At 35.5% G+C, this 25,073-nt stretch carries 24 protein-coding genes, 2 tRNA genes and 2 pseudogenes; 23 read left to right on the top strand and 5 right to left on the bottom strand.

Features of this window, described 5'->3' with window-relative positions; all coding sequences use genetic code 11:
* Positions 1 to 23 precede the first annotated feature (23 nt).
* Positions 24 to 764: a hypothetical protein gene (locus OPR52_RS01675; RefSeq protein WP_265038320.1), complete on the top strand. Its 741-nt coding sequence runs from the start codon at positions 24 to 26 to the stop codon at positions 762 to 764.
* Between the two features lie 3 nt (positions 765 to 767).
* Here OPR52_RS01675 and OPR52_RS01680 read toward each other — a convergent pair whose 3' ends face one another.
* On the bottom strand, positions 768 to 1,505 hold the full coding sequence (locus OPR52_RS01680; RefSeq protein ID WP_006280263.1) for a type I glutamate--ammonia ligase: 738 nt from the start codon (positions 1,503 to 1,505) through the stop codon (positions 768 to 770).
* Positions 1,506 to 1,831: 326 nt separating this feature from the next.
* Between OPR52_RS01680 and dnaA the strand changes: the two genes are divergently transcribed.
* The gene (dnaA, locus tag OPR52_RS01685; protein ID WP_010962298.1) at positions 1,832 to 3,214 is read left to right on the top strand and encodes a chromosomal replication initiator protein DnaA; all 1,383 of its coding nucleotides are present in this window, start codon (positions 1,832 to 1,834) and stop codon (positions 3,212 to 3,214) included.
* Between the two features lie 27 nt (positions 3,215 to 3,241).
* Here the strand turns inward: dnaA and OPR52_RS01690 are convergent, their stop codons facing one another.
* Complete coding sequence (locus OPR52_RS01690; protein ID WP_006279778.1) at positions 3,242 to 4,516, bottom strand: metallophosphoesterase; 1,275 nt, start codon at positions 4,514 to 4,516, stop codon at positions 3,242 to 3,244.
* Positions 4,517 to 4,706: 190 nt separating this feature from the next.
* Here OPR52_RS01690 and OPR52_RS01695 point away from each other — a divergent pair.
* The 8 genes from OPR52_RS01695 (at position 4,707) to OPR52_RS01730 (ending at position 12,909) form a co-directional block, all read left to right on the top strand.
* A tRNA-Leu gene (locus OPR52_RS01695) sits at positions 4,707 to 4,794 on the top strand.
* 29 nt (positions 4,795 to 4,823) lie between these two features.
* The gene (locus tag OPR52_RS01700) at positions 4,824 to 5,906 is read left to right on the top strand and encodes a GTP cyclohydrolase II (protein WP_010082649.1); all 1,083 of its coding nucleotides are present in this window, start codon (positions 4,824 to 4,826) and stop codon (positions 5,904 to 5,906) included.
* A gap of 72 nt (positions 5,907 to 5,978) precedes the next feature.
* Complete coding sequence (locus OPR52_RS01705) at positions 5,979 to 6,659, top strand: VirB8 family type IV secretion system protein (RefSeq protein ID WP_265038321.1); 681 nt, start codon at positions 5,979 to 5,981, stop codon at positions 6,657 to 6,659.
* Entirely contained in the window at positions 6,646 to 7,446 is an 801-nt protein-coding gene (virB9, locus tag OPR52_RS01710; protein ID WP_174515708.1) for a P-type conjugative transfer protein VirB9, read from the top strand. Before OPR52_RS01705 ends, virB9 begins: the two co-directional genes overlap by 14 nt.
* 16 nt (positions 7,447 to 7,462) lie before the next feature.
* Positions 7,463 to 8,923, top strand: coding sequence for a TrbI/VirB10 family protein (locus OPR52_RS01715; protein WP_264722982.1), 1,461 nt, complete (start codon positions 7,463 to 7,465; stop codon positions 8,921 to 8,923).
* 1 nt (position 8,924) lies between these two features.
* On the top strand, positions 8,925 to 9,917 hold the full coding sequence (gene virB11, locus OPR52_RS01720; RefSeq protein WP_264722983.1) for a P-type DNA transfer ATPase VirB11: 993 nt from the start codon (positions 8,925 to 8,927) through the stop codon (positions 9,915 to 9,917).
* A 30-nt stretch (positions 9,918 to 9,947) separates the two neighbouring features.
* The gene (locus OPR52_RS01725) at positions 9,948 to 11,960 is read left to right on the top strand and encodes a type IV secretory system conjugative DNA transfer family protein (RefSeq protein WP_265038322.1); all 2,013 of its coding nucleotides are present in this window, start codon (positions 9,948 to 9,950) and stop codon (positions 11,958 to 11,960) included.
* Between the two features lie 121 nt (positions 11,961 to 12,081).
* Positions 12,082 to 12,909: a P44/Msp2 family outer membrane protein gene (locus OPR52_RS01730; protein WP_265038323.1), complete on the top strand. Its 828-nt coding sequence runs from the start codon at positions 12,082 to 12,084 to the stop codon at positions 12,907 to 12,909.
* A gap of 91 nt (positions 12,910 to 13,000) precedes the next feature.
* On the opposite strand, the pseudogene OPR52_RS01735 reads toward OPR52_RS01730, so the two are convergent.
* Positions 13,001 to 13,755: pseudogene (locus OPR52_RS01735) on the bottom strand (IS630 family transposase); the annotation flags it as partial.
* A 63-nt stretch (positions 13,756 to 13,818) separates the two neighbouring features.
* Between OPR52_RS01735 and OPR52_RS01740 the strand changes: the two are divergent.
* A protein-coding gene (locus OPR52_RS01740; protein WP_265037751.1) for an IS630 family transposase occupies positions 13,819 to 14,678 on the top strand; the annotation gives its coding sequence in 2 pieces (ribosomal slippage) (positions 13,819 to 14,143 and positions 14,143 to 14,678; 861 coding nt in all).
* Here the strand turns inward: OPR52_RS01740 and OPR52_RS01745 are convergent.
* Positions 14,591 to 14,812, bottom strand: coding sequence for an IS630 transposase-related protein (locus OPR52_RS01745; RefSeq protein ID WP_264723033.1), 222 nt, complete (start codon positions 14,810 to 14,812; stop codon positions 14,591 to 14,593). The two genes, OPR52_RS01740 and OPR52_RS01745, sit on opposite strands and share 88 nt — an antisense overlap.
* A gap of 124 nt (positions 14,813 to 14,936) precedes the next feature.
* On the opposite strand from OPR52_RS01745, the pseudogene OPR52_RS01750 reads away from it, so the two are divergent.
* Positions 14,937 to 15,769 (top strand): annotated as a pseudogene (locus tag OPR52_RS01750) (IS5 family transposase).
* A gap of 126 nt (positions 15,770 to 15,895) precedes the next feature.
* On the opposite strand, the gene prmC reads toward OPR52_RS01750, so the two are convergent.
* Complete coding sequence (gene prmC / locus OPR52_RS01755; RefSeq protein WP_264722986.1) at positions 15,896 to 16,735, bottom strand: peptide chain release factor N(5)-glutamine methyltransferase; 840 nt, start codon at positions 16,733 to 16,735, stop codon at positions 15,896 to 15,898.
* 969 nt (positions 16,736 to 17,704) lie between these two features.
* On the opposite strand from prmC, the gene rpsL reads away from it, so the two are divergent.
* The 11 genes from rpsL (at position 17,705) to rplL (ending at position 25,037) form a co-directional block, all read left to right on the top strand.
* A complete protein-coding gene (gene rpsL / locus OPR52_RS01760; RefSeq protein WP_006279787.1) occupies positions 17,705 to 18,079 on the top strand; it encodes a 30S ribosomal protein S12 in 375 nt (124 codons plus the stop codon).
* Positions 18,080 to 18,084: 5 nt separating this feature from the next.
* On the top strand, positions 18,085 to 18,564 hold the full coding sequence (rpsG, locus tag OPR52_RS01765) for a 30S ribosomal protein S7 (RefSeq protein ID WP_007549313.1): 480 nt from the start codon (positions 18,085 to 18,087) through the stop codon (positions 18,562 to 18,564).
* A gap of 21 nt (positions 18,565 to 18,585) precedes the next feature.
* A complete protein-coding gene (gene fusA, locus OPR52_RS01770) occupies positions 18,586 to 20,661 on the top strand; it encodes an elongation factor G (protein WP_265038324.1) in 2,076 nt (691 codons plus the stop codon).
* Between the two features lie 11 nt (positions 20,662 to 20,672).
* Positions 20,673 to 21,845 carry an elongation factor Tu gene (gene tuf, locus OPR52_RS01775; protein WP_264722989.1) on the top strand — a complete coding sequence of 391 codons (1,173 nt, stop codon included), beginning with the start codon at positions 20,673 to 20,675 and terminating at the stop codon, positions 21,843 to 21,845.
* Between the two features lie 13 nt (positions 21,846 to 21,858).
* A tRNA-Trp gene (locus OPR52_RS01780) sits at positions 21,859 to 21,931 on the top strand.
* Positions 21,932 to 21,950: 19 nt separating this feature from the next.
* On the top strand, positions 21,951 to 22,151 hold the full coding sequence (gene secE, locus OPR52_RS01785) for a preprotein translocase subunit SecE (RefSeq protein ID WP_250295527.1): 201 nt from the start codon (positions 21,951 to 21,953) through the stop codon (positions 22,149 to 22,151).
* Positions 22,141 to 22,977 (top strand): transcription termination/antitermination protein NusG, encoded by an 837-nt coding sequence (gene nusG, locus OPR52_RS01790; RefSeq protein ID WP_264722990.1) that lies wholly within the window; start codon positions 22,141 to 22,143, stop codon positions 22,975 to 22,977. Before secE ends, nusG begins: the two co-directional genes overlap by 11 nt.
* Before the next feature lie 2 nt (positions 22,978 to 22,979).
* Positions 22,980 to 23,420: a 50S ribosomal protein L11 gene (locus OPR52_RS01795; protein WP_265038325.1), complete on the top strand. Its 441-nt coding sequence runs from the start codon at positions 22,980 to 22,982 to the stop codon at positions 23,418 to 23,420.
* A gap of 4 nt (positions 23,421 to 23,424) precedes the next feature.
* Positions 23,425 to 24,078: a 50S ribosomal protein L1 gene (gene rplA, locus OPR52_RS01800; protein ID WP_264722991.1), complete on the top strand. Its 654-nt coding sequence runs from the start codon at positions 23,425 to 23,427 to the stop codon at positions 24,076 to 24,078.
* 12 nt (positions 24,079 to 24,090) lie between these two features.
* Positions 24,091 to 24,609, top strand: coding sequence for a 50S ribosomal protein L10 (gene rplJ / locus OPR52_RS01805; RefSeq protein ID WP_265038326.1), 519 nt, complete (start codon positions 24,091 to 24,093; stop codon positions 24,607 to 24,609).
* A 26-nt stretch (positions 24,610 to 24,635) separates the two neighbouring features.
* On the top strand, positions 24,636 to 25,037 hold the full coding sequence (gene rplL / locus OPR52_RS01810) for a 50S ribosomal protein L7/L12 (RefSeq protein WP_007551887.1): 402 nt from the start codon (positions 24,636 to 24,638) through the stop codon (positions 25,035 to 25,037).
* The last annotated feature ends 36 nt before the right edge of the window (positions 25,038 to 25,073 follow it).

Genomic DNA, 25,073 nt, shown 5'->3' on the forward strand with positions numbered 1-25,073 from the left:
AGAACAGTATTTGAGAGGTTATTATGGGGGCAATTCTAAATGTAACAAAGGGCAAAAATAAAGTTATTGTGTCTGGATTAGCTGGAGCTTTATCAGCTTTAATATTTTTAACAGCAATCCACATTGCCGCAAAGATAGCCATTATCGTTTCTGCTGCTGCAGTTACTTACTTATTACTTTCGCTGATTCATAAAATAAGAACTAAAAAAGAACAGCCTGAAATTACTGGTGTTTCAGGAGAGAAAGTTTCAGAAGATGAAGGGTATAGCAGTGTTGATGAAGGTGAAGAAAAAGATACCGCAAAAGAACCAGAAAGAACTGAAACTGAGTTAGAAGAAGAAATAATAAGGAAAAGAGCACAAGAACGCATGGAGAAAGGATCACTTGGTGGTCCTATAAATGCGTTTGGCGAACCAATTCATGTGACTATAGATGCTGAAAATAGTAATCCTGTTGATTATACAAAAACTATGGTAGTGCCTGAGGAAATTATTCTGAGCATGCTAAATGATAAAACTCTTACACAAAATAACTCTAGCTCTATAAAGAATCAGATGAAACCTCTTCCTGAGCACATGGATGTGCTTGGTAATCCACTTCCTGGGCAAGTGTTAAGCAATCTAGAGCTTGAATCTAAAGGCACGCAGAAACTATCTGCTTTAGACTTGCTATTACAGTGCAAAAATGTAGATAATGATGTAAAAAAAATGCTAAAACAGCCAATTACCCAAAAGGGGTTTAACGGATTAGGATTTGATAGATAGTTGTTATATTAACCTCTCCATCTCATATTGAGGATCAGATGCAATGCCGTAGACCCTATTTGGCGGAGCAATTTTGTTCTCTATACCAAAAACCATACCTTCAATTATTGCTGTGAGTACTTTTTCAAGGTCACAATCTGCTCCGGGAACGCGGTGCTCTAGGCGGCATCTTTTGAAATCGTTGCCAAAATAGGGAATTCTTATCGCAGCAGTTCTGTTATTTACTCCCCAACTAATCGTAGTTGGAGTGTGAATATCCGGATACTGAAATCTTAAATATGAATCATCATTTGGAGCAAAAAACAACATATGTTTTTTCATCATTGCACATAATCCACCAATACTATGAATCAGATAGTCACTGTACTTTTGCTCATTGATATAAAATAAGTTACCGTTATTTGAATTCACGAGATTAACATGCACATTTAATGCACTGCCTGCTCTATCCAAATAAGGCTTTGCTTTAAAAGAAACATTCCCACCTAGTTTTTGTGCTGTTTCAGTAAGTGATTGTTTTGCTAACTCAAAATGCTTAATTAAATTGTAGGAGTTCGTATAACAACCACTTTTTATCTCATACTGATGTGTAGAATTCTCCTTCTCGCAAGAAAATTCAAGAGATGCTATTTTATTTTTGATGCTATTCAGAAATAAGTATTCTTTTTCTATTCCTTCAATGTAAAACTCTAGTTCAATACCGAATACAGCATAACAACTCAAATTACTTAATATAATCATAAATTTGCTTCAGTAAATCTATATTAGGTTAGCTATATTTATATGAATACTTTACTTATTTGCCAGTAAATTTAACATCTTATTTATACATAATGTATTACTGTTTTTAATAGCATGCTTCTAATCCTCGATACAAGCGACATTTACAAATTTTTCATTTTTTTGAAATAAAAATGATCAATTTTAATGTTTTTATACCCTTTACAACCCATCAAAAAATCACCATAATTTTTAGTATGTATTAAGTAGTATTAGCTTTTCATTTTGCAGTAAGCTATTGATTATCTTATATTTTTCTAATTATTGCTTTTTTCTTGGTGTAGTATATGAACTTAACTAGCCCTAAGGTTTCTACTATGTTTTTTGATCAGATTATTACAGTAACGGATCACAATGTTACTTGGGAAAAAATCCAAAATTGTCTTTATAATCTTTATGGAGAAGCAACATATAATAGCTGGCTGAGTTCACTAAAATTTGTCAGTAGCAGAAATGGGGAAGTTCTTTTATCCGTGTCAACAAGGTTTATAAAAGAGTGGATTACAGTTCATTACATGAAAAAAATATTATCATTATGGCAAAGCGAAGATAAAAGTATACGTTCTATTGATATTCAAGTAATTGAGGAGAGGAATTCAAATTTTAATGTTATACTAAAAAACAGAGAGGAAAGTAATCATAATCTTGGTTCGCCGCTGGATCCAAGGTTCACCTTTGATAATTTTGTAGTGGGAAAGCCAAATGAATTAGCATTTACGGCGGCAAAGCGTGTGGCAGAATCTATAGATCCAATATTAGGCAGCAATCCTTTGTTTCTATATGGTGGAGTGGGACTTGGTAAAACACATCTAATGCATGCTATAGCTTGGCACATAGTCAATTCCCCATCAGCAAAAAGAAAAGTGGTGTATTTATCAGCAGAGAAATTCATGTACCAATATATTACAGCGCTGCGAAGCAAAGATATTATGTTATTTAAAGAGCAATTTAGATCAGTAGATGTATTGATGGTAGATGATGTGCAATTTATCAGTGGTAAAGATAGTACACAAGAAGAATTTTTTCACACTTTCAATGCATTGATAGACCAAAATAAACAATTGGTTATATCAGCTGATAGGTCTCCTAGTGATCTTGATGGAGTGGAAGAAAGAATAAAATCACGACTCGGTTGGGGGTTGGTGGCAGATATTAATGAAACAACTTTTGAATTAAGGCTTGGTATATTGCAGGCAAAAGTGGAGCAGATGAATATGTATGTTCCGAAAGATGTCCTAGAGTTTTTAGCAAGGAACATAAAATCTAATATAAGAGAATTAGAAGGAGCATTAAATAAGGTTACCCATACCTCATTAATTGGAAGAAGTATGACGGTAGAATCAGCTAGTGAAACCCTAATCGATCTTCTTAGGTCAAATCATAGGTCAGTCACAATAGAAGAAATACAAAAGAAAGTAGCTGAATTTTTCAATATAAAGGTTGCAGATATGCAATCCAATAGAAGGCTTCGCAGTCTTGCAAGGCCAAGACAAATAGCTATGTATTTTGCCAAAAAATTTACGCAAAAAAGCCTACCAGATATTGGGAGAAACTTTGGTGGCAGAGACCATGCTACTGTTATACATGCAGTAAAACAAGTAGAAAATTTTATAAAGACCGACTCAAAATTTGCTGATGAAATCAATCGATTAAAAAAAATGTTTAAGTAGCGTTTTTAAAATAGCTAATAACAAATCCTAAAATGAATCGACTATAGTTTTAATCCGTTTAAGTTTAAAATCTTCTGTTAGCTTCGCAGAATACATTTCCTTATTGTGTTGATTATAGAAGGTAAATTCGTGATCATCTAAATTTAGTATTGCAAAGCCAAAGCCAAAAAAGTTTCTAACCTCGTGTGCTAAGTAGTTTTTACCATTTAAATAGTCAAATTCTACATTTTGATAAACAGATTCTTGATCTTGAGCGTGTAATGATGCACCACCGTTTCCAACTATAATTTGGTCTGGAACATTATCCATTAATAAAATCTGGGCTATATGAATGTGACCAGAAACTATGGTAGTAACATTGCTTGGAAATTTATCTCCAAAAGCTTCGATTTGTGTAAGATTACCATGGCTTTTTAATGTCAAAAATTCTTTTTTTGGAGATCTCCAAAGCGGTTTATGAGTTAAAAACCACATGGGCTTGTCAGAACTATTTTGTATCAATTTATCAAATTGCCTCTCAAAAGCATCAATTGTGCTTTGGGTTGTAAAAATATCCTCACCGGATGAAGAGTCGAAGATAAAAAATTTCATCGGTCCAGCATCTAAGGACCAACTAGAAACGAAGTTACCACATTTTTCAGACGAAAAGGGGTATGAATCTAGATACCTGAACCATCCTTCATAAGCTCTATCACAACTCTCATGGTTTCCACGAACAAAAAGGAAAGGGGATTGTGATAAAATATCCTTTGCAGGCTCAAACCAATCAGCGTACCAAACTTCTTTATTATATCCATAAATATCGCCACACTTTTTTGTATTTCTACATTTTGTTTGTCTATAATGATAATCACCAACATGGATAATTAAATCTGGTTTATGAAGGGCGATTGAATCTAAATTTTTTTTTAAAGGCCAGCTATCTACCGAATTACATTCCTGCTGAAATAACATATTTATTCTACAGCCCGTGTCACCAATGAAAGCAATTTTATTAACCTTTTTTGGTAATATAGGAACCCGTAGATCCTCAATACTAATGTTTTTGGCACTTGTTTGTACTGTCAGTTCACAAACTGTTTCGTTATGATCACCATTGTTAATTGAGCTGCGATTCAGCATTTCTGTTTCCTCGCCATCAACATAAACAATGGGACACATGTCATTGTCCGTAATTGCGCGTATGCTTAGTTTATTTTCTGGGATAACTTGAGACCATGTGTATAATATTTGTGCATGGACGAAATGAAAGCTAGTTATAAGAGAGAGAGCTAAAAAAATAAAGATATTAGCTATATTCATTTGTATAAAAACCTAAGTTAAAAATTAGTAGTAAGGTTATCTTAAATGATTAAAATTTATAATCACAAAATTCATAATCAAATTATACAAACAATTTCTAAATTATTCTAGTATCAGATTGACACTCTAGATGAAAAATTCTAAAATGATTAAGTAATTTAAAATAATTATATAAAAACTAGAATATAGTGCGGCCGTGGTGGAATTGGTAGACACGCAGCGTTGAGGTCGCTGTGGCTCATAAGGCCTTGGAAGTTCAAGTCTTCTCGGCCGCACCAGTTTTTATCGCTGTTTAATATGGGTAAAAATGTTTATAGGAAATCAGAGTAGCAATAAGGTAGAAAGAGCTATCAGCGAAATCAGGCGCGGTCGGCCAATTGTAATATATGATGAAAGTAATTACCTATTGTTTGCTGCTGCTGAGGCTTTAGAAAGAGATTTATTTAATCAATACAAGCTTACATCAAGTAATGTATATGTTACTTTAACTTCAAGTAAGGTAAAATACATATCTCAGAATAAAGAACATAACAGCAAACGTCTGTTGGTGAATAATTTTGATGAACTGCTCTATTTAATAAACTGTTCAAAGGAAGATTGCATAAAAGAGTTGCAATGCTCAAAGACAATAGATGAATGTGCTATTGCCTTGCTTAAGTTCTCAGAATTATTGCCATACGCGTTAGTGGCTGATATGACTTTTGAGAATAACCATGAAATGCGAAATTGGTGCGAGAAAAATGACGTTATTGCACTGGACACGTCATTCATAAATAATTTTCAAGAAAATCAGGATGTATATGAAGTGTGCAAAACATCATTATTTTTAAAACAGACTCAAGAAGTAAATATCATATCTTATAGAACCGAAAGTGGTGGAAGAGAACATCATGCAATTATCATTGGCAATCCAGATAAAGATGACGAACCATTAGTGAGAATTCATTCTTCGTGCTATACGGGTGACTTGTTAGATAGCTTGTCATGCGATTGCAGAAGTCAGTTACATCAAGCAATTCAAATGATAGCTGACTCTGGAAGTGGTATTATATTGTATTTGATGCAAGATGGAAGAGGCATTGGTTTAACTAATAAGTTAAGAGCGTACAGTATGCAAAGAGGACATAATCTTGATACTGTTGATGCAAATAGAATATTGGGTTTTGAAGATGATGAAAGGAGTTTTGCTGTTGCAGCTAAAATGCTTAAGAAATTGAACATTAACAAAATCCAATTACTTACAAACAATGATAGGAAATTGTCAGAATTGGAAAGTAGTGGTATAGGAGTTACAAAGTGTCTACCACTTATTGTGGAACGTAATAAATATAACGATTCATATATGGAGACAAAGTTTGGTAAATTAGGCCATAGATTAAGAGTTTTTTAGCTTTTTTGCTGTAACTACTTTGTTAATTTGCTATGTTTATTAACATAAGTTAAGATTTTTAGGAATACTAAAATGCTAAGATTTTTTAAGCGAGAAAAAAATACTGAATCCTTAGATAAGGATATAAATTGGAATTCAAACCGCTACAGCACAGTTATTGCTCAAAGGAATATTCTACTTTTATTTGCATTAATATTATTAGCAACGATCTCTATCAGCATATTAGTCGTATTTAAAATTAGCACAAGTAGCACTATTGAGCCATTTGTTATAGAAATTGACAAGAAATCAGGAATAGTGCAATTGGTTGATCCTGTCACAGTAAAACAGTATTCTGCAGATGAAGCGCTAAACGATTATTTTATTTCAGAGTATATAAAAGCAAGGGAGGTTTTTGATCCATATCATTATAATGATAACTATTATACAAAGGTGAGGTTGTTTTCCTCACCTAATGTGTATAATGAATTTAGAAATTATGTAGGATCGCAGAATATGGATGATCTTTTTAATTTATATTCAGATACCAAAAGTGAATTTAAAATTCGCTCAATTCAAAAGTTGGGTAACGATGCTCTTCAGGTGAGATTTTTTGTGGAATTTACACGGAAAGATGGAAGTTCTACGAGAAAAAATAAGATAGTTATTATGTCATATAGATATGCATCGCTTGAAATGGATGATCAGCAAAGATATATTAACCCATTAGGATTTCAAGTTATTTCATATAGAGTAGATGATGAATATGTATAGGATATTATTAGTTTTAGCTTTACTTGTAAGTGGCAATTTAAACGCATCCATTAATTATAATGAGCCTATTTCTATAGATAGTAGAATAAAGACTTTTGTGTATAGCCCTAATGAAGTATTTACGGTGGTTTTTAGTCAGGGTTACTATTCTTATATTGAATTTGCGGAAGGAGAAAAAGTTAAAAATATCGCTGTTGGTGATGCATCAAGTTGGAAAATTAATCCTTATGACAATAAATTGCTTATCATGCCATTTGAAGTTAGTAGTCGCACTAACATGATTATTACGACAACTAAAAAAAGAAATTACATTTTTGATTTAATCTCAAGGCCAAACTACGATAAATACCCGGATACTGATGCTAAGAAAGTGGATCACGATTATTCTGCTGAAAAGGATATATCTTACGTAGTACGTTTTTATTATCCTCAAGAAGAAGGTGAATTTGATGTTGATTTAGATGAGGTTTCTTTACCTACTCAAATGCAATATACTACAGACAAGCTAGAAAAAATAATACAAGAAAATGATACGAAGTACAATTATACATATATTGATGAAGGTGGTAATGCGGATATAGTTCCGATCGAGTTATTTGATGATGGTTATTTAACCTATTTAAAATTTAGAAATAATAATAAAATACCTCAGGTTTTTGTAGAAGGGGAGGATAAACCTTGTAAAAGGCTGTTATTTGATGATTATGTTATAATAAAAGGAGTACATAAAAAGCTATTTATGCGTTATGAAGATGGTGAAGTTGAAATTATAAATAGGTCACTTTAGCTGTGGTACATGCAATATGAATAAAGAAAGGCGTAACAATTCAGAAGATGAATCAGAAATAGAGAATAAGGTAGTAACAGTTGGCTCTAATCAAGGTCATAGGGCATTGATGGTCATTATTTTAGTGCTTCTGGCTGGTGGAGTGTATTATCTCTATTTTAGTCCTTCTCCTAAAGAGGGTTCAGAAGTTATTAAAAAAGAGGAAACAAAGCAAAACGTTCAAGAATTGAAAGGAAAGTTGGAACAAGTTCCAGATAATGTAATGGTTCCTGAAAGAATAATAACTGATCCCTTACCACCCTTACCTCCTCTTCCTACACCACTAATCATACCAGAAATAAAACAAATTAGAAAAGAAGAAGTGATGAAAAAAGAAGAAGAGAAACCAAAAGAAACTCCTGTGTCAAATATACCTATTTTGCCAAAGCAAAATTTTCCTTCTAGTAATGTTATGGGCAATTTACCTACCTCGTTTCCTACAATAGGGGGTGGCGGTTATCCTAGAGACAGACGTAGTGCACAGATGTTGACAATTTCAGGTGGTAGTGGAGAGAACAAGTCTGCTGATGCTATTTTATCCGACACTTCAGCACAATCGAGCAAAGCTACCAGAGTAGGAAAGCTTGGTTTAATGATTACTCAAGGTAAAATTATTGATGCTGTTCTTGAAACTGCAATAAACTCTGATCTGCAAGGAATGCTGCGTGCTATGGTGAGTAGAGATGTTTATGCAGAAACTGGTGATACAGTTTTAATACCTAAAGGCTCAAGATTGATAGGCAGTTATTCATTTGACTCGAATGTTGCTAAATCTCGTGTAAATATAAACTGGAATAGAGTGATTCTGCCACATGGAATAGATATTGCAATCTCATCACTTAGTACTGACGAGCTTGGTAGAGCAGGAATAGCAGGAATAGTTGATAACAAAATAGTAAGTGCGTTATTCTCTTCAGTGACACTTGCTGGTGTTTCGATTGGTTCTGCTGTTATAGGGCAAAAGGCTTCTAATCTTGTTGATACGCTAACTATCAGAGATGCAGTAAAGTCTATCACTGCAACCGAAATAGATTTTTCTTCTCTCCAACTCATTATTGACCCAGAAAAGAAGATATCTAGTGACAAATGGAAATTAGGCCTTGGGGCTATCGGAAGAATTCGGAGTGCCAAAAGCAGACAAGATTTACTAAAAATAATGAAAGAGGAAATAGCAAAAGCACTAGGAATTGAAGAAGACGAGGTAAATATAAGCCTGGAAATTGTAAATCAACTGTTAGAACAAATTCAAAGAAAAAGCAAGTCTGTTTATGATGAAGCAATCGGGAAATCAATCGAGGATTTTTCTAAAGATATGCGGGATGTAGTGGGCAGATATACAGATAAAAAACCAACTATTTATGTTGATCAAGGCACTGCATTGAAAGTATTTGTTAACCAAGATATAGTATTTCCTCCACAGGCAATATTAAATCAATGAAATGAACTATGCTGCACTTGATACATATTTGGAGCCATTACAAGGCATATTTCAAGAAGAAGGCGTAAATGAAATATCAATAAATAAGCCAAAGGAAGTATGGATTGAAAATCGCGGTGAAATAAGGTGTGAAAAATTAGAAGTATTCGATCTTAACCATTTGAAATCTCTTGGCAGACTGATTGCTCAAGCTACAGAACAAAAACTTAGCGAAGAAGCGCCGTTACTTTCGGCAACATTACCAAATGGTTACCGTATACAGATAGTATTTCCGCCAGCATGTGAACCTGATAAAGTAGTCATGTCGATTCGTAAGCCTTCTAGCATGCAGTTAGCACTCGATGATTACGAAAAAATGGGGGCTTTTTCTGAAACTGTTACAGAAGCAACTGATAATCCAGTTGACCGTCATTTGGATTTATTGTTAAGGCAAAAAAAAATAAAAGAGTTTTTAGAATACGCTGTAATAAGTAAGAAAAATATTATAATTAGTGGTGGAACTTCCACTGGTAAGACTACTTTTACTAATGCTACTTTGCGTGCTATTCCAGTTGAGGAAAGAATTATTACTGTTGAGGATGCAAGGGAAATCGTTTTGAACGAACACCCCAATAAAGTCCATCTAATTGCCTCTAAAGGAGGGCAGGGCAGAGCAAAAGTAACCACTCAAGATTTGATAGAAGCGTGCTTACGTTTAAGGCCAGACAGAATAATAGTTGGTGAGCTCCGTGGAGCGGAAGCTTTTAGTTTTCTCAGGGCGATAAATACTGGTCACCCTGGATCAATATCAACCCTTCATGCGGATAGTCCAACGATGGCCCTTGAGCAAATAAAACTGATGGTTATGCAAGCAAACCTTGGCATTCCTCCAGATCAAATTATACCATACATTAGAAATGTGATTGATATTGTTATTCAGCTAAAAAGAACCGGTGGGGGCAAAAGAAGCATTTCTGAGATATTATTTACTAGATCTGCGAGCGAAAATGCTTAAATTTATACATAAGTTAAGGAAGAGTAGTTTATGAGTAATGGAAATCACCTACGTAATATTCTCATAGGAGGTGTAGTAGCTTTTAGCATACTTGAGTTTTGCTTCTATCTATCTGGTATATTGTTCTTTCTATTAGTTGACGGTCCGGATGCTGTGGATTTTAAGGCAATTAATCCTAGTTTGACGCCTTTCCCTCAAGCTCTTTGGCCAACAATCTTTGATCATATACAATATTGTTGGCATCATCCAGAGTTATATAGCCTTGAGCTCAAAATCACATTAATTATATCTTCTGCACTGCCTATCATTGTTTTAATGATTATTTTGTGGAATTTAAGAGAAAGGATAATTGAGTGGCGACCATTTAAAAAGAAAGAATCACTTCATGGAGACTCGCAGTGGGCATCAGAGAAAGACATACGAAAAGCAGGATTAAGAAGCAAAAAGGGATTATTGCTTGGTAAAGATAAAAGAGGATACTTCATTTCTGATGGGTTTCAGCATGCATTGTTATTTGCACCTACAGGTTCTGGTAAGGGTGTTGGCTTTGTAATTCCTAATTTATTATTTTGGACTGACTCGGTAATTGTACACGACATAAAATTAGAAAACTATGAAATAACAAGTGGTTGGCGAGAACGACAAGGACAAAAAGTATACGTATGGAATCCAGCGCAGCCAGATGGAATAAGTCACTGTTACAATCCATTACAATGGATTAGTGAAAAACCTGGGCAGATGGTTGACGATGTGCAGAAAATAGCTAACCTAATCATGCCTGAACAAGACTTTTGGCAGAATGAAGCAAGAAGCTTATTTGTTGGAGTGGTATTATACTTACTTGCTGCACCAGAGAAAGTTAAATCTTTTGGTGAAGTTGTGCGTACGATGCGTAGTGATGATGTAGTTTATAATCTTGCTGTTGCTCTTGATACGATGGGTAAAATACTACACCCTGTAGCATATATGAATATTGCAGCTTTTTTACAAAAAGCTGATAAAGAAAGGTCGGGTGTTGTATCAACCATGAACTCATCGCTTGAATTGTGGGCAAACCCATTGATTGATACTGCAACTGCGTCAAGTGATTTTAATATTCTAGATTTTAAAAAGAAGAAAATTACAGTTTATGTTGGTTTAACTCCTGACAACTTGACTAGGCTCAGGCCTTTAATGCAGGTTTTTTACCAACAGGCAACTGAGTTTTTATGTAGAAAATTGCCATCGGATGATGAGCCTTATGGTGTATTGTTTTTAATGGATGAGTTTCCTACACTTGGAAAAATGGAGCAATTTCAAACAGGTATTGCATATTTTCGTGGTTATCGAGTTAGGTTATTCTTAATTGTTCAAGATACTGAGCAGCTCAAAGGAATATACGAAGAAGCAGGGATGAACTCCTTTTTGTCAAACTCGACTTACAGAATAACTTTTGCAGCCAATAATATTGAAACAGCTAATTTAATATCGCAACTTATAGGAAACAAAACTGTACAACAAGAATCGTTGAATAAGCCTAAATTTTTAGATTTAAATCCTGCTTCAAGGTCATTACATATCTCTGAAATACAGAGAGCATTGCTATTGCCTCAAGAAGTTATTATGTTGCCACGTGACGATCAGATAATTTTAATAGAGTCGACTTACCCAATTAAATCAAAGAAAATTTTGTACTACAGTGATACCACCTTCACAAGAAGGCTGCTCAAGCAAACTCGTGTGCCTACACAAGAACCATATGACCCAAATAAAGTTCTTTCTGCCGCTGCGAGCAAAGATAAGGTTAATAACGAGGGGAATAATGCTCTTGAGGGGCCTAATTCAGTTGATTATCCTGCTGAAACTAAAACCGAAGATGCAGTATATGATGAATCAGATGAATTTGCAGACGAAGATATTGATGATGAAGATATTGACGATAAGTTTGAAGATGATGACGAGGAAGATGAGGATAGGAGCGATGATGGGTTTGATGACGAAGAAGAGGAGGATGAATTTGAAGATGAGGATATTGACGATAAATTAAAAAATGACGAGAAGTAAGGTTAACTTTGCCTATTTTTAGCTCAGAAAAGTGCAAGTTATGCAAATAATTAGGTTTTTCATATTAAGCCATTTTTAATTAATTAGTATTAGATTAGCTATTTTAACTAGAGGAGTAGTAATGATTAGTAAAAAAACATTAGCGGTTACAGCACTTGCTTTATTGTTGTCACAACAATCTTTTGCAAGTGAAACAGAAGGGTTTTACTTTGGTAGTGGGTATTATGGTCAATTTTTTAATGGCATGGGTGAGTTGAAAGCAAAAATTGGAGATACTGCTGCTACAGATGCCAATAATGTATCTATAAATGACAGGAGTGCTCAGAACACAGACGGTCAGTCACTAAGTAAGTATAAAGGAGATTATAATCCACCTTTTGCTGCAAATGTGGCACTTGGTTATACAGGGGAATTGAATGGCAATAGCTACAGAGCTGAATTGGAAGGAATGTATTCTTCTGTAAAAGTGGATAATATTGGTTTAACAAGTGGCCAGATGACAATATCCTACACAAAGGATAAAAATGACCCAAAAGAGAGTTATGGAGCAATAGTCAATCATGACCAAATTGAGAACATATCTGTAATGGCAAATGTTTATCATCATTGGAAAAGTGACCGTTTCTCTTTTTCTCCTTATGTTGGGGTTGGAGTCGGTGCAACAAGAATGACAATGTTTGAAAAATCGTCAATAAGACCCGCAGGTCAATTAAAAGCTGGCCTTGATTATCGCATAAACGAAGATGTAAATATGCATATCGGATATAGAGGTTTTGGTGCTATTGGTAGCAGTGAGTACAAACTAGAAACCTTAAAGTGGGATACCGCAACAAGTCAAATGGCTAAACAAACAGGTAATAATCAAGTATCCACTACCATACAGAACGGCTTTTTTCATACACACGGCATAGAGGCTGGCCTTACTTTCCACTTTGCCAGCAAAGCTTAAACATGTTGCCCTTTTAAAAAATGCATAAAACCGTTCCTGTCATCCTATGGCTTGACCATAGTATAGCATTTCTCATAATAGTCCGAACAGGTCATAGGAAGGCAGAATCAACAGCACGACGAAAGGATTCGAATAGAGGAATGTTTTTCCTGGCTCTGTTTTTTATAGCAAACCAATGATGCTCAATTTTGTTGAAATCTGGAGAATAAGGCGGCAGATACAAAATTTCTGCACCAACCCCTTTAGCAAGCTCGATAATCTTATCAGACTTATGAAAAGTAGCATTGTCAAGAATGACAGTCTGTCCAGGTTCCAAGATCGGTGTCAAAAATTGCTCAAACCATCCATTAAAAACATCCATATTACAGTGGCCTTCAAAGGTTAACGGAACAACTATCTTTCTTCCACTTAAGGCTGCAACCATACTGATTCGTTGAGTTTTCTTTCCAGATTTTAAGGCATAAAACCGCTGTCCTTTCTGGCAATATCCGTAGGGGTAGTCTTCGGTGTTATCAATGCCAGACTCATCTATATACACTAAGTTTTTAGGTTCTTTTGTCGCTATAATTTTCAAAAATTCAGCACGTTTTTCTTCGTTTCTTTCCTTGTATCCATATGTCTTTTTTTGCGCGTAAATTCAATTTTTTTAAGGGCTCGATAGATCGTTTGGATACTAACGTTGTTCCAAAGTTTAGCCATTTCCGATAGAGTCTTTCCTCCGTGTTCTCTGGCAAATTTGGCAAAGGTATCCCAGTCGGTAATTTTGTGATTGTAACCCCCATTTCCAAGTTTTTTTGATTGAAAGTCTCCTGTTTCTTTTCTTCTTTGCTGCCACTCCCATAAAGTATAGCTCTTTCCATAAAAGTCCGGATGTGATAGGATAAGGGTAGATGATGATAAGGAGGTTGAATGCCAGCAGCATATAGTTATGATTTAAGAAAAAAAGCAATGGAAGCGCTAGACGAAGGAGAAAGCAGAGAAACAGTGGCAGCAAGATTTAAGATTGGACGAACTACTTTATGGGAGTGGCAGCAAAGAAGAAAAGAAACAGGAGACTTTCAATCAAAAAAACTTGGAAATGGGGGTTACAATCACAAAATTACCGACTGGGATACCTTTGCCAAATTTGCCAGAGAACACGGAGGAAAGACTCTATCGGAAATGGCTAAACTTTGGAACAACGTTAGTATCCAAACGATCTATCGAGCCCTTAAAAAAATTGAATTTACGCGCAAAAAAAGACATATGGATACAAGGAAAGAAACGAAGAAAAACGTGCTGAATTTTTGAAAATTATAGCGACAAAAGAACCTAAAAACTTAGTGTATATAGATGAGTCTGGCATTGATAACACCGAAGACTACCCCTACGGATATTGCCAGAAAGGACAGCGGTTTTATGCCTTAAAATCTGGAAAGAAAACTCAACGAATCAGTATGGTTGCAGCCTTAAGTGGAAGAAAGATAGTTGTTCCGTTAACCTTTGAAGGCCACTGTAATATGGATGTTTTTAATGGATGGTTTGAGCAATTTTTGACACCGATCTTGGAACCTGGACAGACTGTCATTCTTGACAATGCTACTTTTCATAAGTCTGATAAGATTATCGAGCTTGCTAAAGGGGTTGGTGCAGAAATTTTGTATCTGCCGCCTTATTCTCCAGATTTCAACAAAATTGAGCATCATTGGTTTGCTATAAAAAACAGAGCCAGGAAAAACATTCCTCTATTCGAATCCTTTCGTCGTGCTGTTGATTCTGCCTTCCTATGACCTGTTCGGACTATTATGAGAAATGCTATAGTTCGTCCAATCTTAAATCTTGCTGCCACTGTTTCTCTGCTTTCTCCTTCGTCTAGCGCTTCCATTGCTTTTTTTCTTAAATCATAACTATATGCTGCTGGCATTCAACCTCCTTATCATCATCTACCCTTATCCTATCACATCCGGACTTTTATGGAAAGAGCTCTAAGAGGTTGTCCGGAAACAAGTAAAAGGCTATAATATCTGAAATTTTAGTACGGGGTAAAGATGAGAAAAAAGTATCCAACAGATCTAAGCGAAAGGGAATGGGCAAGAATAGAAAAACACTTCAGAGTATCATACAAGAAAGGAGGAAGGCCGCCAAAGTATAGCAAAAGAGAAATATTAGAAGCAATTTTCTATGTATTGCGTACAGGGTGTCAATGGCGGTATTTACCAAATGATTTTCCGCTATGGAAGACTGTGTATGAGCAGTTCAGGCAATGGAAGAAGCAGGGAATTTTTGAGAAAATGAATTATGAAATTACAAAATATAGTAGAAGAAAAATAGGAAGGAATGAGCAGCCGAGTGCCTGTATAGTAGATAGTCAATCTGTAAAGACTACAGAAAAGGGGGGATCAAAGGCTATGATGGAAGTAAAAAAGTAAAGGGTAGAAAAAGGCATATAATTACAGACACTCAGGGTTTTATACTAGGTTGTTACGTAGGCGCTGCTAACGAAAATGATAGAGATGGTATTAAAATAGCATTAAACAATATGAGAACAAAATATACTAAAGTTAAAAAAATGTGGGCTGACATGGGATACCAAGGAAGAAATTTAAAGAATCACATAAAGGAAGAATATGACATAGATATTGAAATTGTTAAAAGGCCTACATGTAGATTTTGGGTGCACAAAGATACGCCACCTGAGCTACTACCAACAAGAGAACAAGGGTTTAAAGTACAGCCAAGAAGATGGGTTGTAGAAAGGACTTTTGCTTGGGTTAATAGGAATAGAAGGCTATCGAAGGAGTATGATTTACTCACAACATCCACTGAGAATTTCATATACCTAGCTATGAGTAGGGTTATGTTAAAGAGGGAATATGCTTGAATTTACTTGTTTCCGGACAACCTCTAAATATAGATCCCAGTGTCACGCACTGGGATGACGAGGTAGAGGGTACTGGGATGACATAGGATAATATGGGATGAAGGAGATAATACAAGAAAACATTAGCTATGTTCTTTTCACAACAATGCATCTCTTCACTCCTGCTAAATCATGTACGTACTCCTGAAAAGCTAGTTCATACAAGGGTATTATTTTGTCAATATCATTTTGATCTTCACCTACCTCCAATATCGCAAACCCATTTTTTTTAAGGCACTTTCTCAATATTGGAAAAATACTCAAATAACAACTCAGACCATCAATACCACCATCAAGAGCAATTCTTGGTTCCTTTTGTACTTCGGCTTGCAAGTCTTTCAATTTACTTCTTTTAATATATGGAGGATTGCTAATTATCAGATCAAATAAATCGCTGCACTCTGTCCACGAACTAGGAAATATTTTGGCTCTGCTGAGGAGATCATGTTTCTTTGTGTTCTGATAGGCAACTTTGTATGCTTCCAAGCTTTTTTCAAAACCGACGCCAACAGCATATTCATACTCACTGAGTACGGATATCAATAAACAGCCTGTACCTGTACCAAAATCTGCAATTTTTAGTTTCTGTTTTTTGTTTGGGTAATATTTTAACACTGCTAGGATTATTGTTTCACTATCTGGCCTTGGATCTAAAACATGCTGATTAACTATAAAATTTTTACTCCAGAATTCACGATTACCTATTATTTGCGATATTGGATATCTTTCCGCTCTTTTTTTTGTTAATTTCCAAAATAGAAGTTCTTTGTCTCTTGGTACCTGATTAGTGTGATTCATAATTATGAATGATCTTTCCACTCCAAGTACGTGCTGCATGATGATTTCACAATCCAAATGTGGTGATTCAACTTTATGTGACGATAATAACTCCGATCCTTCTTGAATTAAAGTGCTGATTGTTTTCATTATTCTAAAAATATGTTCCTTTCAGCCAAGAATAGCAAGATGAGCGTAAATCTTTGAGTTTAGGATAACTGCACTAAATCCCAGTGTCAAGCACGCAACTGTACGAACATTGCAATTTGTAGATCCAAGTAGCTTGACTACTTGGATCCAGCTAAGTTGGTGAGCATAAAAGTATAGCTAACGCGAGCTTTACTTCATACCGCCACGAACCGTCATACCGCGATTCATTCGCGGTATCTTAGCCGCTAACACGTAGCGGAATGACAGCAGTCCACGTCATACCGCCGCGGTATCTCTAGATCCCGCTAACACGTAGCGGGATGACGGTTGTCGTTTAGCTATAAACATTAAGAAATTTACCAAACGAAAAAAAAGGCAAAAGAAGCCCCGTGGTTGGCTAATTACTTACATTATACTTTCAAGTATGGCGTTTTTTTATTCTAAACGCTTAATAACCGCGATTTAGCTGCTTTTTAATGCAACTAACCTTTAGTCATAAATGTTTAAGAAATTTACTAAACAGAAAAAAAGGCAAAAGAAACCCTAGGGTAGCTAGTTATTCACTATCCATTTTTTAAGTTGGCGTTTTTTTATGTTTTAAACGCTTTATAAGCGCGTTTCAGCTTATGTAGGTAGAAATTTTATAAGACATAAGGTGCACATAGTGCAAAAAATTAAACATGATACGCCAGATACGTGAGTTTTTTTGTCATTTAATCTGTACAGAGAAGATAAATAAATAGCTTCAGTTTCATGATAAGGGGGCTGGCGAAGCTTGTAAAGTAATTTTTTCGTTTCTACTGAATGACAGTTGTGGCTTGGGAGGTAGTGCAAGAAGTCTACTGATGGCTTTCAAGGCAGTTGAGCTTAATTATTAGAGTAGTAATGTTTATTTTTATATTGACTATTGAGGTTTATTATTTTATAACTAAAAACTTAGTTATTTTAATGAGCTTGAGTTTATAACATATGCCTACGATAAATCAATTAATACGTAAGGGTAGATTAGGATTGACCCATAAGAAAAAGGTACCAGCTTTGGGAGAAAGCAACCCTCAAAGGAGAGGTGTTTGCACTAAGGTGTATACTACAACTCCTAGAAAGCCTAACTCAGCACTCCGTAAAGTAGCCAGAGTAAAAATTAGTGGGTATGGTGAAGTGACGGCTTATATACCTGGTGAAGGTCATAATTTACAAGAACACTCTGTTGTTTTGATACGTGGTGGGCGGGTTAAAGATTTGCCAGGTGTGCGTTATCACATAATAAGAGGTGCCCTTGATCTGCGTGGTGTGCAAAATCGAAAGAAAGCTCGTTCAAAATATGGTGTAAAGAAATCTGGTTAAAGTTTATGGCTCGTCGGAATAAAGCAAAAAAAAGAGAAATAAGTCCTGATTCGCGTTACGGCAGTGTTTTGCTGATGCGTTTCATTAATACAATCATGAAATGTGGTAAAAAATCTACTGCAGAAAAGATTATCTATGACGCTTTGTCTTTAGCTGAAAAGAAAATAGGCGAAGGTGGGTTATCAATTTTTGAGACAGCAGTAGGAAATGTTACTCCTTCTATAGAAGTGCGTTCTCGACGCATTGGTGGTGCAACTTATCAAGTACCTGTTGAAGTTCGACAAGATAGAGCGGTTTCTTTAGCGTTAAGGTGGATTGCTAAAGCAACTTCTGCTGCTCGAAAAAAGAGTGGAAAAACCACTGTTGATTGTTTGCAATCTGAAATACTGGATGCTTATAATAAACGCGGTGGTGCGTTTAAGATGTGCGAAGAAAAATATAAAATGGCTGAAGCTAATAAGGCATTTTCTCATCTTCGTTTTTAATGTTAGCTAATTAATTGTGATATGGAAATTGGAATATCTAAATACAGAAATATAGGGATAATGGCTCACATAGATGCTGGTAAGACTACCACAACAGAGCGTATTTTATTTTATACTGGTAAGCAAAATAGAATTGGTGAAGTGCACGATGGTGCAGCTTCTATGGATTGGATGGACCAGGAAAAAGAGCGTGGTATTACAATCACATCTGCTGCAACAACATGTTTTTGGAATGATCATAGGGTCAATATAATAGACACTCCTGGTCACGTTGATTTCACTATTGAAGTTGAGAGATCTTTAAGGGTTTTGGATGGTGCAGTTGCTGTATTTGATGGAGTTGCTGGAGTTGAACCTCAATCTGAGACAGTGTGGCGTCAAGCTGATAAATATAGCGTTCCTCGTATCTGCTTTGTTAATAAGATGGATAGAATAGGGGCAAATTTTTATCGATGTGTTGATATGATAAAGACGAAGCTTGGTGCAGCACCTTTAGTTATTCATTTACCAATAGGGAGTGAGAAAGATTTCAAAGGTATAATTGACCTTATTTCTATGAAAGCCATTATATGGCAAGAAGAAACGTTGGGCGCTAAATTTTCTTATGAAGATATTCCTTCTGATTTGCTTGATAAGGCTCAAGAATATCGAAATCTTTTATTAGATGCTGCAGCTGAGATGGATGATGAAGCGATGAATACTTACTTTGAGTCTAATGATCTGCCAGTAGATTTACTGAAAAAATGCGTGAGAAATGGGACCATTAAAGGAAAATTTGTTCCTGTGTTATGTGGATCAGCTTTTAAAAATAAAGGCGTACAACCACTTTTAGATGGTGTGGTTGACTTTTTACCTTCTCCTATTGATGTTGATGTAATTGTTGGAATTGATCCTAAAGATTCAGAAAAGAAAATTGAGGTCAAACCTTCAGAAAAAGAGAAATTTGTTGCTCTTGCATTTAAAGTGATGACGGATAAATTTGTAGGCAGCTTGACGTTTATCCGTATTTATTCTGGTAAATTAAAGTCTAAATCTACCGTTTCAAATGCGTTAAAAAACGAAACTGAAGGGATTGGCAGAATGTTACTTATGCATGCAAATAACCGAGAAGATATAACTGAGGCTAGGGCTGGAGATATAGTTGCTTTAGTTGGGCTAAAGAAAACAACCACCGGAGATACTTTATGTTCTGTTGATTTTCCTATATTATTGGAGCGTATGGAATTTCCTGAGCCTGTTATTGAAATTGCTGTGGAACCTAAAACCACTTCAGATCAGGAAAAATTAGGTATTGCTCTAAATAGGTTGGTTGCAGAAGATCCTTCTTTAAGAATGTCAGTAAATGCGGAAAGTGGCCAGACTATATTGAAAGGCATGGGTGAGCTCCATCTTGAGATTATTGTTGATAGAATGAAGCGCGAATTTAACGTTGAGGCTAACGTCGGTGCTCCTCAGGTTGCATATCGTGAAACTATCACTAAATCTGTTGAAATTGATTACACTCATAAAAAACAATCTGGTGGAGCTGGTCAGTTTGCTAAGGTTAAAATAAAATTTGAACCTCTTGAGCCTGGTTCTGGGTTTCAATTTGAAAGTAAAATTGTAGGTGGTGCTATTCCAAAAGAGTATATTCCTGGGGTAGAAAATGGCTTGGAGTTGATAAAAGAAGGTGGTATAATTTCGGGATTTCCGTTGATTGATTTTAAGGCTACCCTTCTTGATGGTGCTTTTCATGAGGTTGATTCTAGTCCTTTAGCTTTTGAACTTGCTGCTAAAGGTGCTTTTAAAGAGATGGCAAATAAAGCTGGTCCAAAAATGCTGGAGCCTATAATGAAAGTTGAAATCATTACTCCTGAAGAATATATGGGTGATGTTATGGGTGATATAAATAGTAGAAGAGGAAATGTTGCTGATATGCTCGATTTAGGTAATAATAGTAAAATAATTACTGCTTCGGTACCTCTTGCAAATATGTTTGGTTATATCAACGTTTTGCGTTCTATGTCTCAGGGAAGGGCGCAGTATAGTATGCATTTTTCTTGTTATGAGCAAGTGCCACAATATGTGGTTGATGAGTTAAAGTTAGAGTATAATTAAGGGTAATAATTATGACAGCAGTAGTGGAAGCATTTGGAAAGCCGCATGTAAATGTGGGAACAATAGGACATGTGGATCATGGGAAGACGACGTTAACAGCGGCGATAACGAAGCATTATGGAAATTTTGTAGCGTACGATCAGATAGATAAAGCGCCAGAAGAAAGGAAGAGGGGGATAACGATAGCAACAGCGCATGTTGAGTATCAGACGGAAAAAAGGCATTATGCACACGTTGATTGTCCTGGACACGCTGACTATGTAAAGAACATGATAGTAGGTGCAGCACAGATGGATGCGGCAGTATTGGTAGTGTCGGGGGTTGATGGGCCAATGCCACAAACGAGAGAGCATATATTGCTGGCGAAGCAGGTAGGTGTTGGATATATCGTGGTGTATATAAATAAAGCTGATGTTGCTGATGCTGATATGATAGATTTAGTAGAAATGGAAGTGAGGGAATTACTGAGTAAATACGGATTTCCAGGGGATGAGGTGCCTGTGGTGGTTGGTTCAGCGCTCAAGGCGCTGGAGGATGACAGCAGCGAATATGGAAAGAAATCAATAGACAAATTGATGGAAAAGTTAGATGAATATGTAGCGGTTCCACCAAGGCCTGTGGATTTACCATTTTTATTGCCAATCGAAGATGTATTTTCGATATCGGGGCGAGGAACAGTGGTAACAGGAAGAATAGAGAAGGGAGAGATAAAGACGGGAGAAGAGATAGAGATAATAGGTCTGAAAGCGACGCAAAAGACGATATGCACAGGTGTTGAGATGTTTAAGAAGTTGCTGGATAAGGGAAGTGCAGGACTCAATGTAGGAATATTGTTAAGAGGAACAAAAAGAGAAGAAGTGGAGAGAGGGCAAGTATTAGCGAAACCGGGGACGATAACACCGCATAGAAAGTTTAAGGCGGAGGTTTATATATTAAAGAAAGAGGAAGGAGGAAGGCATACACCATTTTTTGCGAATTACCAGCCACAGTTTTATTTAAGGACAACAGATGTAACTGGGAGCGTAAAATTGCTAGATGGGAAGGAGATGGTAATGCCAGGAGATAATGTGAGTATAGAAGTAGAATTGCAAGTACCGATAGCGATGGATAAGGGATTGCGTTTTGCGATAAGAGAAGGTGGTAGAACTGTTGGTTCTGGTGTTGTTTCTGAAATTTTGGAGTGAGAGTTTGAGTTATAGGAGTGTAGCTCAATTGGTAGAGCGCTGGTCTCCAAAACCAGAGGTTGTAGGTTCAATTCCTATCGCTCCTGCATTAATGTTGTGGTGAAAATGTTAAAAAGTTTGTGTGTTTTTTTCTGTGATATAAAGCAAGAAATACGAAGAATTGCTTGGGTAAAGAAACAGGAGGTGTTGTCATCTCTATTTGTTGTAATGATTGTTATATTATGCTTTTCGATTTTCTTCTGTTTTGTGGATTTTATGTCTCTTTACGTAATTAAGGCTTTATTTGGAATTATTTATGGAATGTGAATATAAATGGTATATCATTAAAGTTGATTATGGATATGAGCAAGATATACGCGGATTGGTAAGTAATGCTATTTATTTTAAGGAAGTGTTTATTCCTTATCAAACGGTATGTAATGCAAAGTCTGATATAAAAGAGTTATGTGAAGTGTATGTATATATGCATCTATGTGATGAAAGCAAAAATATTTTGAATCAAACGCCTGGATTCTGCAGTGGCGAATCTGGTAATTTTGAGATGATTTTAGATGATGAGATAAGTTTAAAGTGTAAAGAATTTAATAGGTATAAATGGTATATCTTGAGAGTTGCTTCTAATTGTGAAGAGAAAGTGCGCCAACATATATTGGAAAATTCTATGAGATTGGGTGTTAATGATTACTTTAAGGAAGTTTTTATTCCATATGAAGAGCTAAGTGAAGTAGAGTTGAAATCTAAGAAAATTGCTACACGAAGGAAATGCTTTCCTGGTTATGTCTTTTTATACGTGAATTTATGCGATGAAGTATTGAATTTTATCAATAATATACCAAAATCTCTTAAGGTTTATGGATTTTTGAAAAACGGTAATATTCCAAAGGTGATTTTGGATGATGAGATTCACTCAATGTGTAATGCACTTTATAATGCTCAAGAGACAAAGAAGTTAGGTTATGGTTATGAAAAAGGTGAAAAAGTGAAAATTAATGATGGTCTTTTTCAAAATTTTACTGGTAAGGTAAATATGGTAAACGATGAGAAAAAAATTATTAATGTGGAAGTATCGATTTTAGGTAAGCCGACAATAATAGAGCTTGATCTGGCTCAAGTAGAGAAAATAGAGGATTAATTATGAGTGTTATAGTTGCTAAGATTAACTTACTTATGGAAGCTGGGAAAGCAGTTCCAGGACCGAAAATTGCTTCAGTACTTGGTCCACGTGGTATACCTGTTCCTAAGTTTTGTGAAGCTTTTAATAAAGTTACTAGTGCTGCTAACGCTAATTATAAAGTAGGCGATTTAGTAACAGTGCGAATTTCCATAAAGGATGATCGCTCTCATGATTTTACTGTCAGCGGTCCGCCTGTGGCTTATTTACTTAAGCAGGAGGCTAAATTAAGTAAAAGTTCTGGTAATCCTGGTAAAGGATTAGTGGCTAAATTACCTATGTCTGCTATAATTAAAGTAGCAAAGTGCAAGATGGTTGATATGAAAGTGGATAATGAAGATTCAGCAGTGAAAATGGTTGTAGGCACTGCAAAATCTATGGGTATAGAAGTTGTGGAAGGTTAGGTAAATGAATACATATAATGATAATCCTAAGCAGTGTTTGAAGAAGATTGTTGAGTCTGCTTCAGCAAAATTTAATGAATCAGTTGATATTGCGGTCAATTTAGGCGTAGATTCACGTAAATCTGAAGAGCAGGTGCGTGGTACAGTAGTTTTGCCTAAAGGTATCGGGAAGAATATTAAAGTAGCTGTTTTCGCTCAAGATAAACATTTATTAGAAGCTGAAAAAGCTGGTGCTGATATTGCAGGAGGAGAGGATTTAGTTGAAGAAATAAAAAAAGGTAGAAAGTTAGATGTTGATTGGTGCATTACTACTCCTGATTTTATGGCAAAAATCACTCCTATTGCAAAAGCATTGGGTGCTAAAGGGCTGATGCCTAACCCTAAATTTGGTACTGTGACTTCTAACATTGCAGAAGCTATTAAAACCATTAAGTCTGGTCAGGTAAAATTTAGAACAGATAAAAATGGTGTTATTCATGGTAAATTAGGAAATATTAAATTTGATATTGATGACTTGCTAGAAAATTTAAAAGCCTTTCTTAAAGTAATTAAAGATAATAAACCTATTTCTGCGAAAGGAATTTACTTTAAGGGTGTTTTTTTAAATTCAACTATGGGTAAAGCTTATAAGATAGGCAAAGTGGAAGATATAATTTAAGGGAGTGATACCGTGAAGCGTAAAGATAAGGATGAATTTATACAGAGCACAATAAACGTATTTGTAAATAATGATTTCTTGATATTAGTAAATTTTAAATCTATAAATGCTAATGATTCATTAACTCTGAGGAATAGTCTGAAGTCTATAGCAGGTGGGGTATTAGTAGTTAAAAACACTCTAGCGCGCTTGGCTTTGGAAAGTACTGGTAAATTCTCTTATTTATCAGGCAAATTTTCCGGTCCTGTTGCTATTATATACTCTAGTGGCATAGTAGAAGCTGCAAAATTAATAGTTGATTTTACTAATGCTAACAAAGAAAAAATGTCTGTGATTTGCGCAGCTCATTTAAATGAATTGTTAACAGTGGAAGATGTTAATAAACTGGCTAAGTTGCCTTCTCTGGATGAATTGCGTGTTAAAATTATGCGTTTAATATCTTATGATATTCCTGCTCGGTTAGCGTTGTCTATTAATTCATCTTCTATGAGGCTTATGAGAGTTTTGGATTATTATAGTTCTAAAAAATAAATTTGTTGTTAAGTAAGGTGGTAATTATGAGTAATGTAACAAGTGATTTGGTTGATAAAATATTATCTTTAAACCTATTAGAGGCTTCTGAACTTGTAAAAGTTTTAGAAGAGAAAATAGGGTTGCCTGCTGGTTCTTTTCTTGGTGGAGCTGTTGGTGCTGGGGCGCCTATTGGTGATAATGCTGCTGCTCCTGCTGCTCAAGAAAAAGCTGAGTATAAAGTTGTGATTAAAGAAATTGATGCGAGTAAAAAAATAGGAGTTATTAAAGCTGTGAGAGAGGTTAATTCTACATTGGGTTTAAAAGAAGCAAAAGAGTTGGTTGAATCTTTACCTAAAGATTTGACTGCTAATGTTCCTAAAGACGAAGCAGAAAAAATCAAGCAAAAACTTATTGAAGCAGGAGCAACTAAAGTGGAGCTTGAATAATATTTAATGTATTAATTTTATATTGATATAGCTCTT

The organism is Wolbachia endosymbiont (group A) of Hylaeus communis (assembly GCF_947251915.1).
GTDB classification, from domain to species: domain Bacteria; phylum Pseudomonadota; class Alphaproteobacteria; order Rickettsiales; family Anaplasmataceae; genus Wolbachia; species Wolbachia pipientis.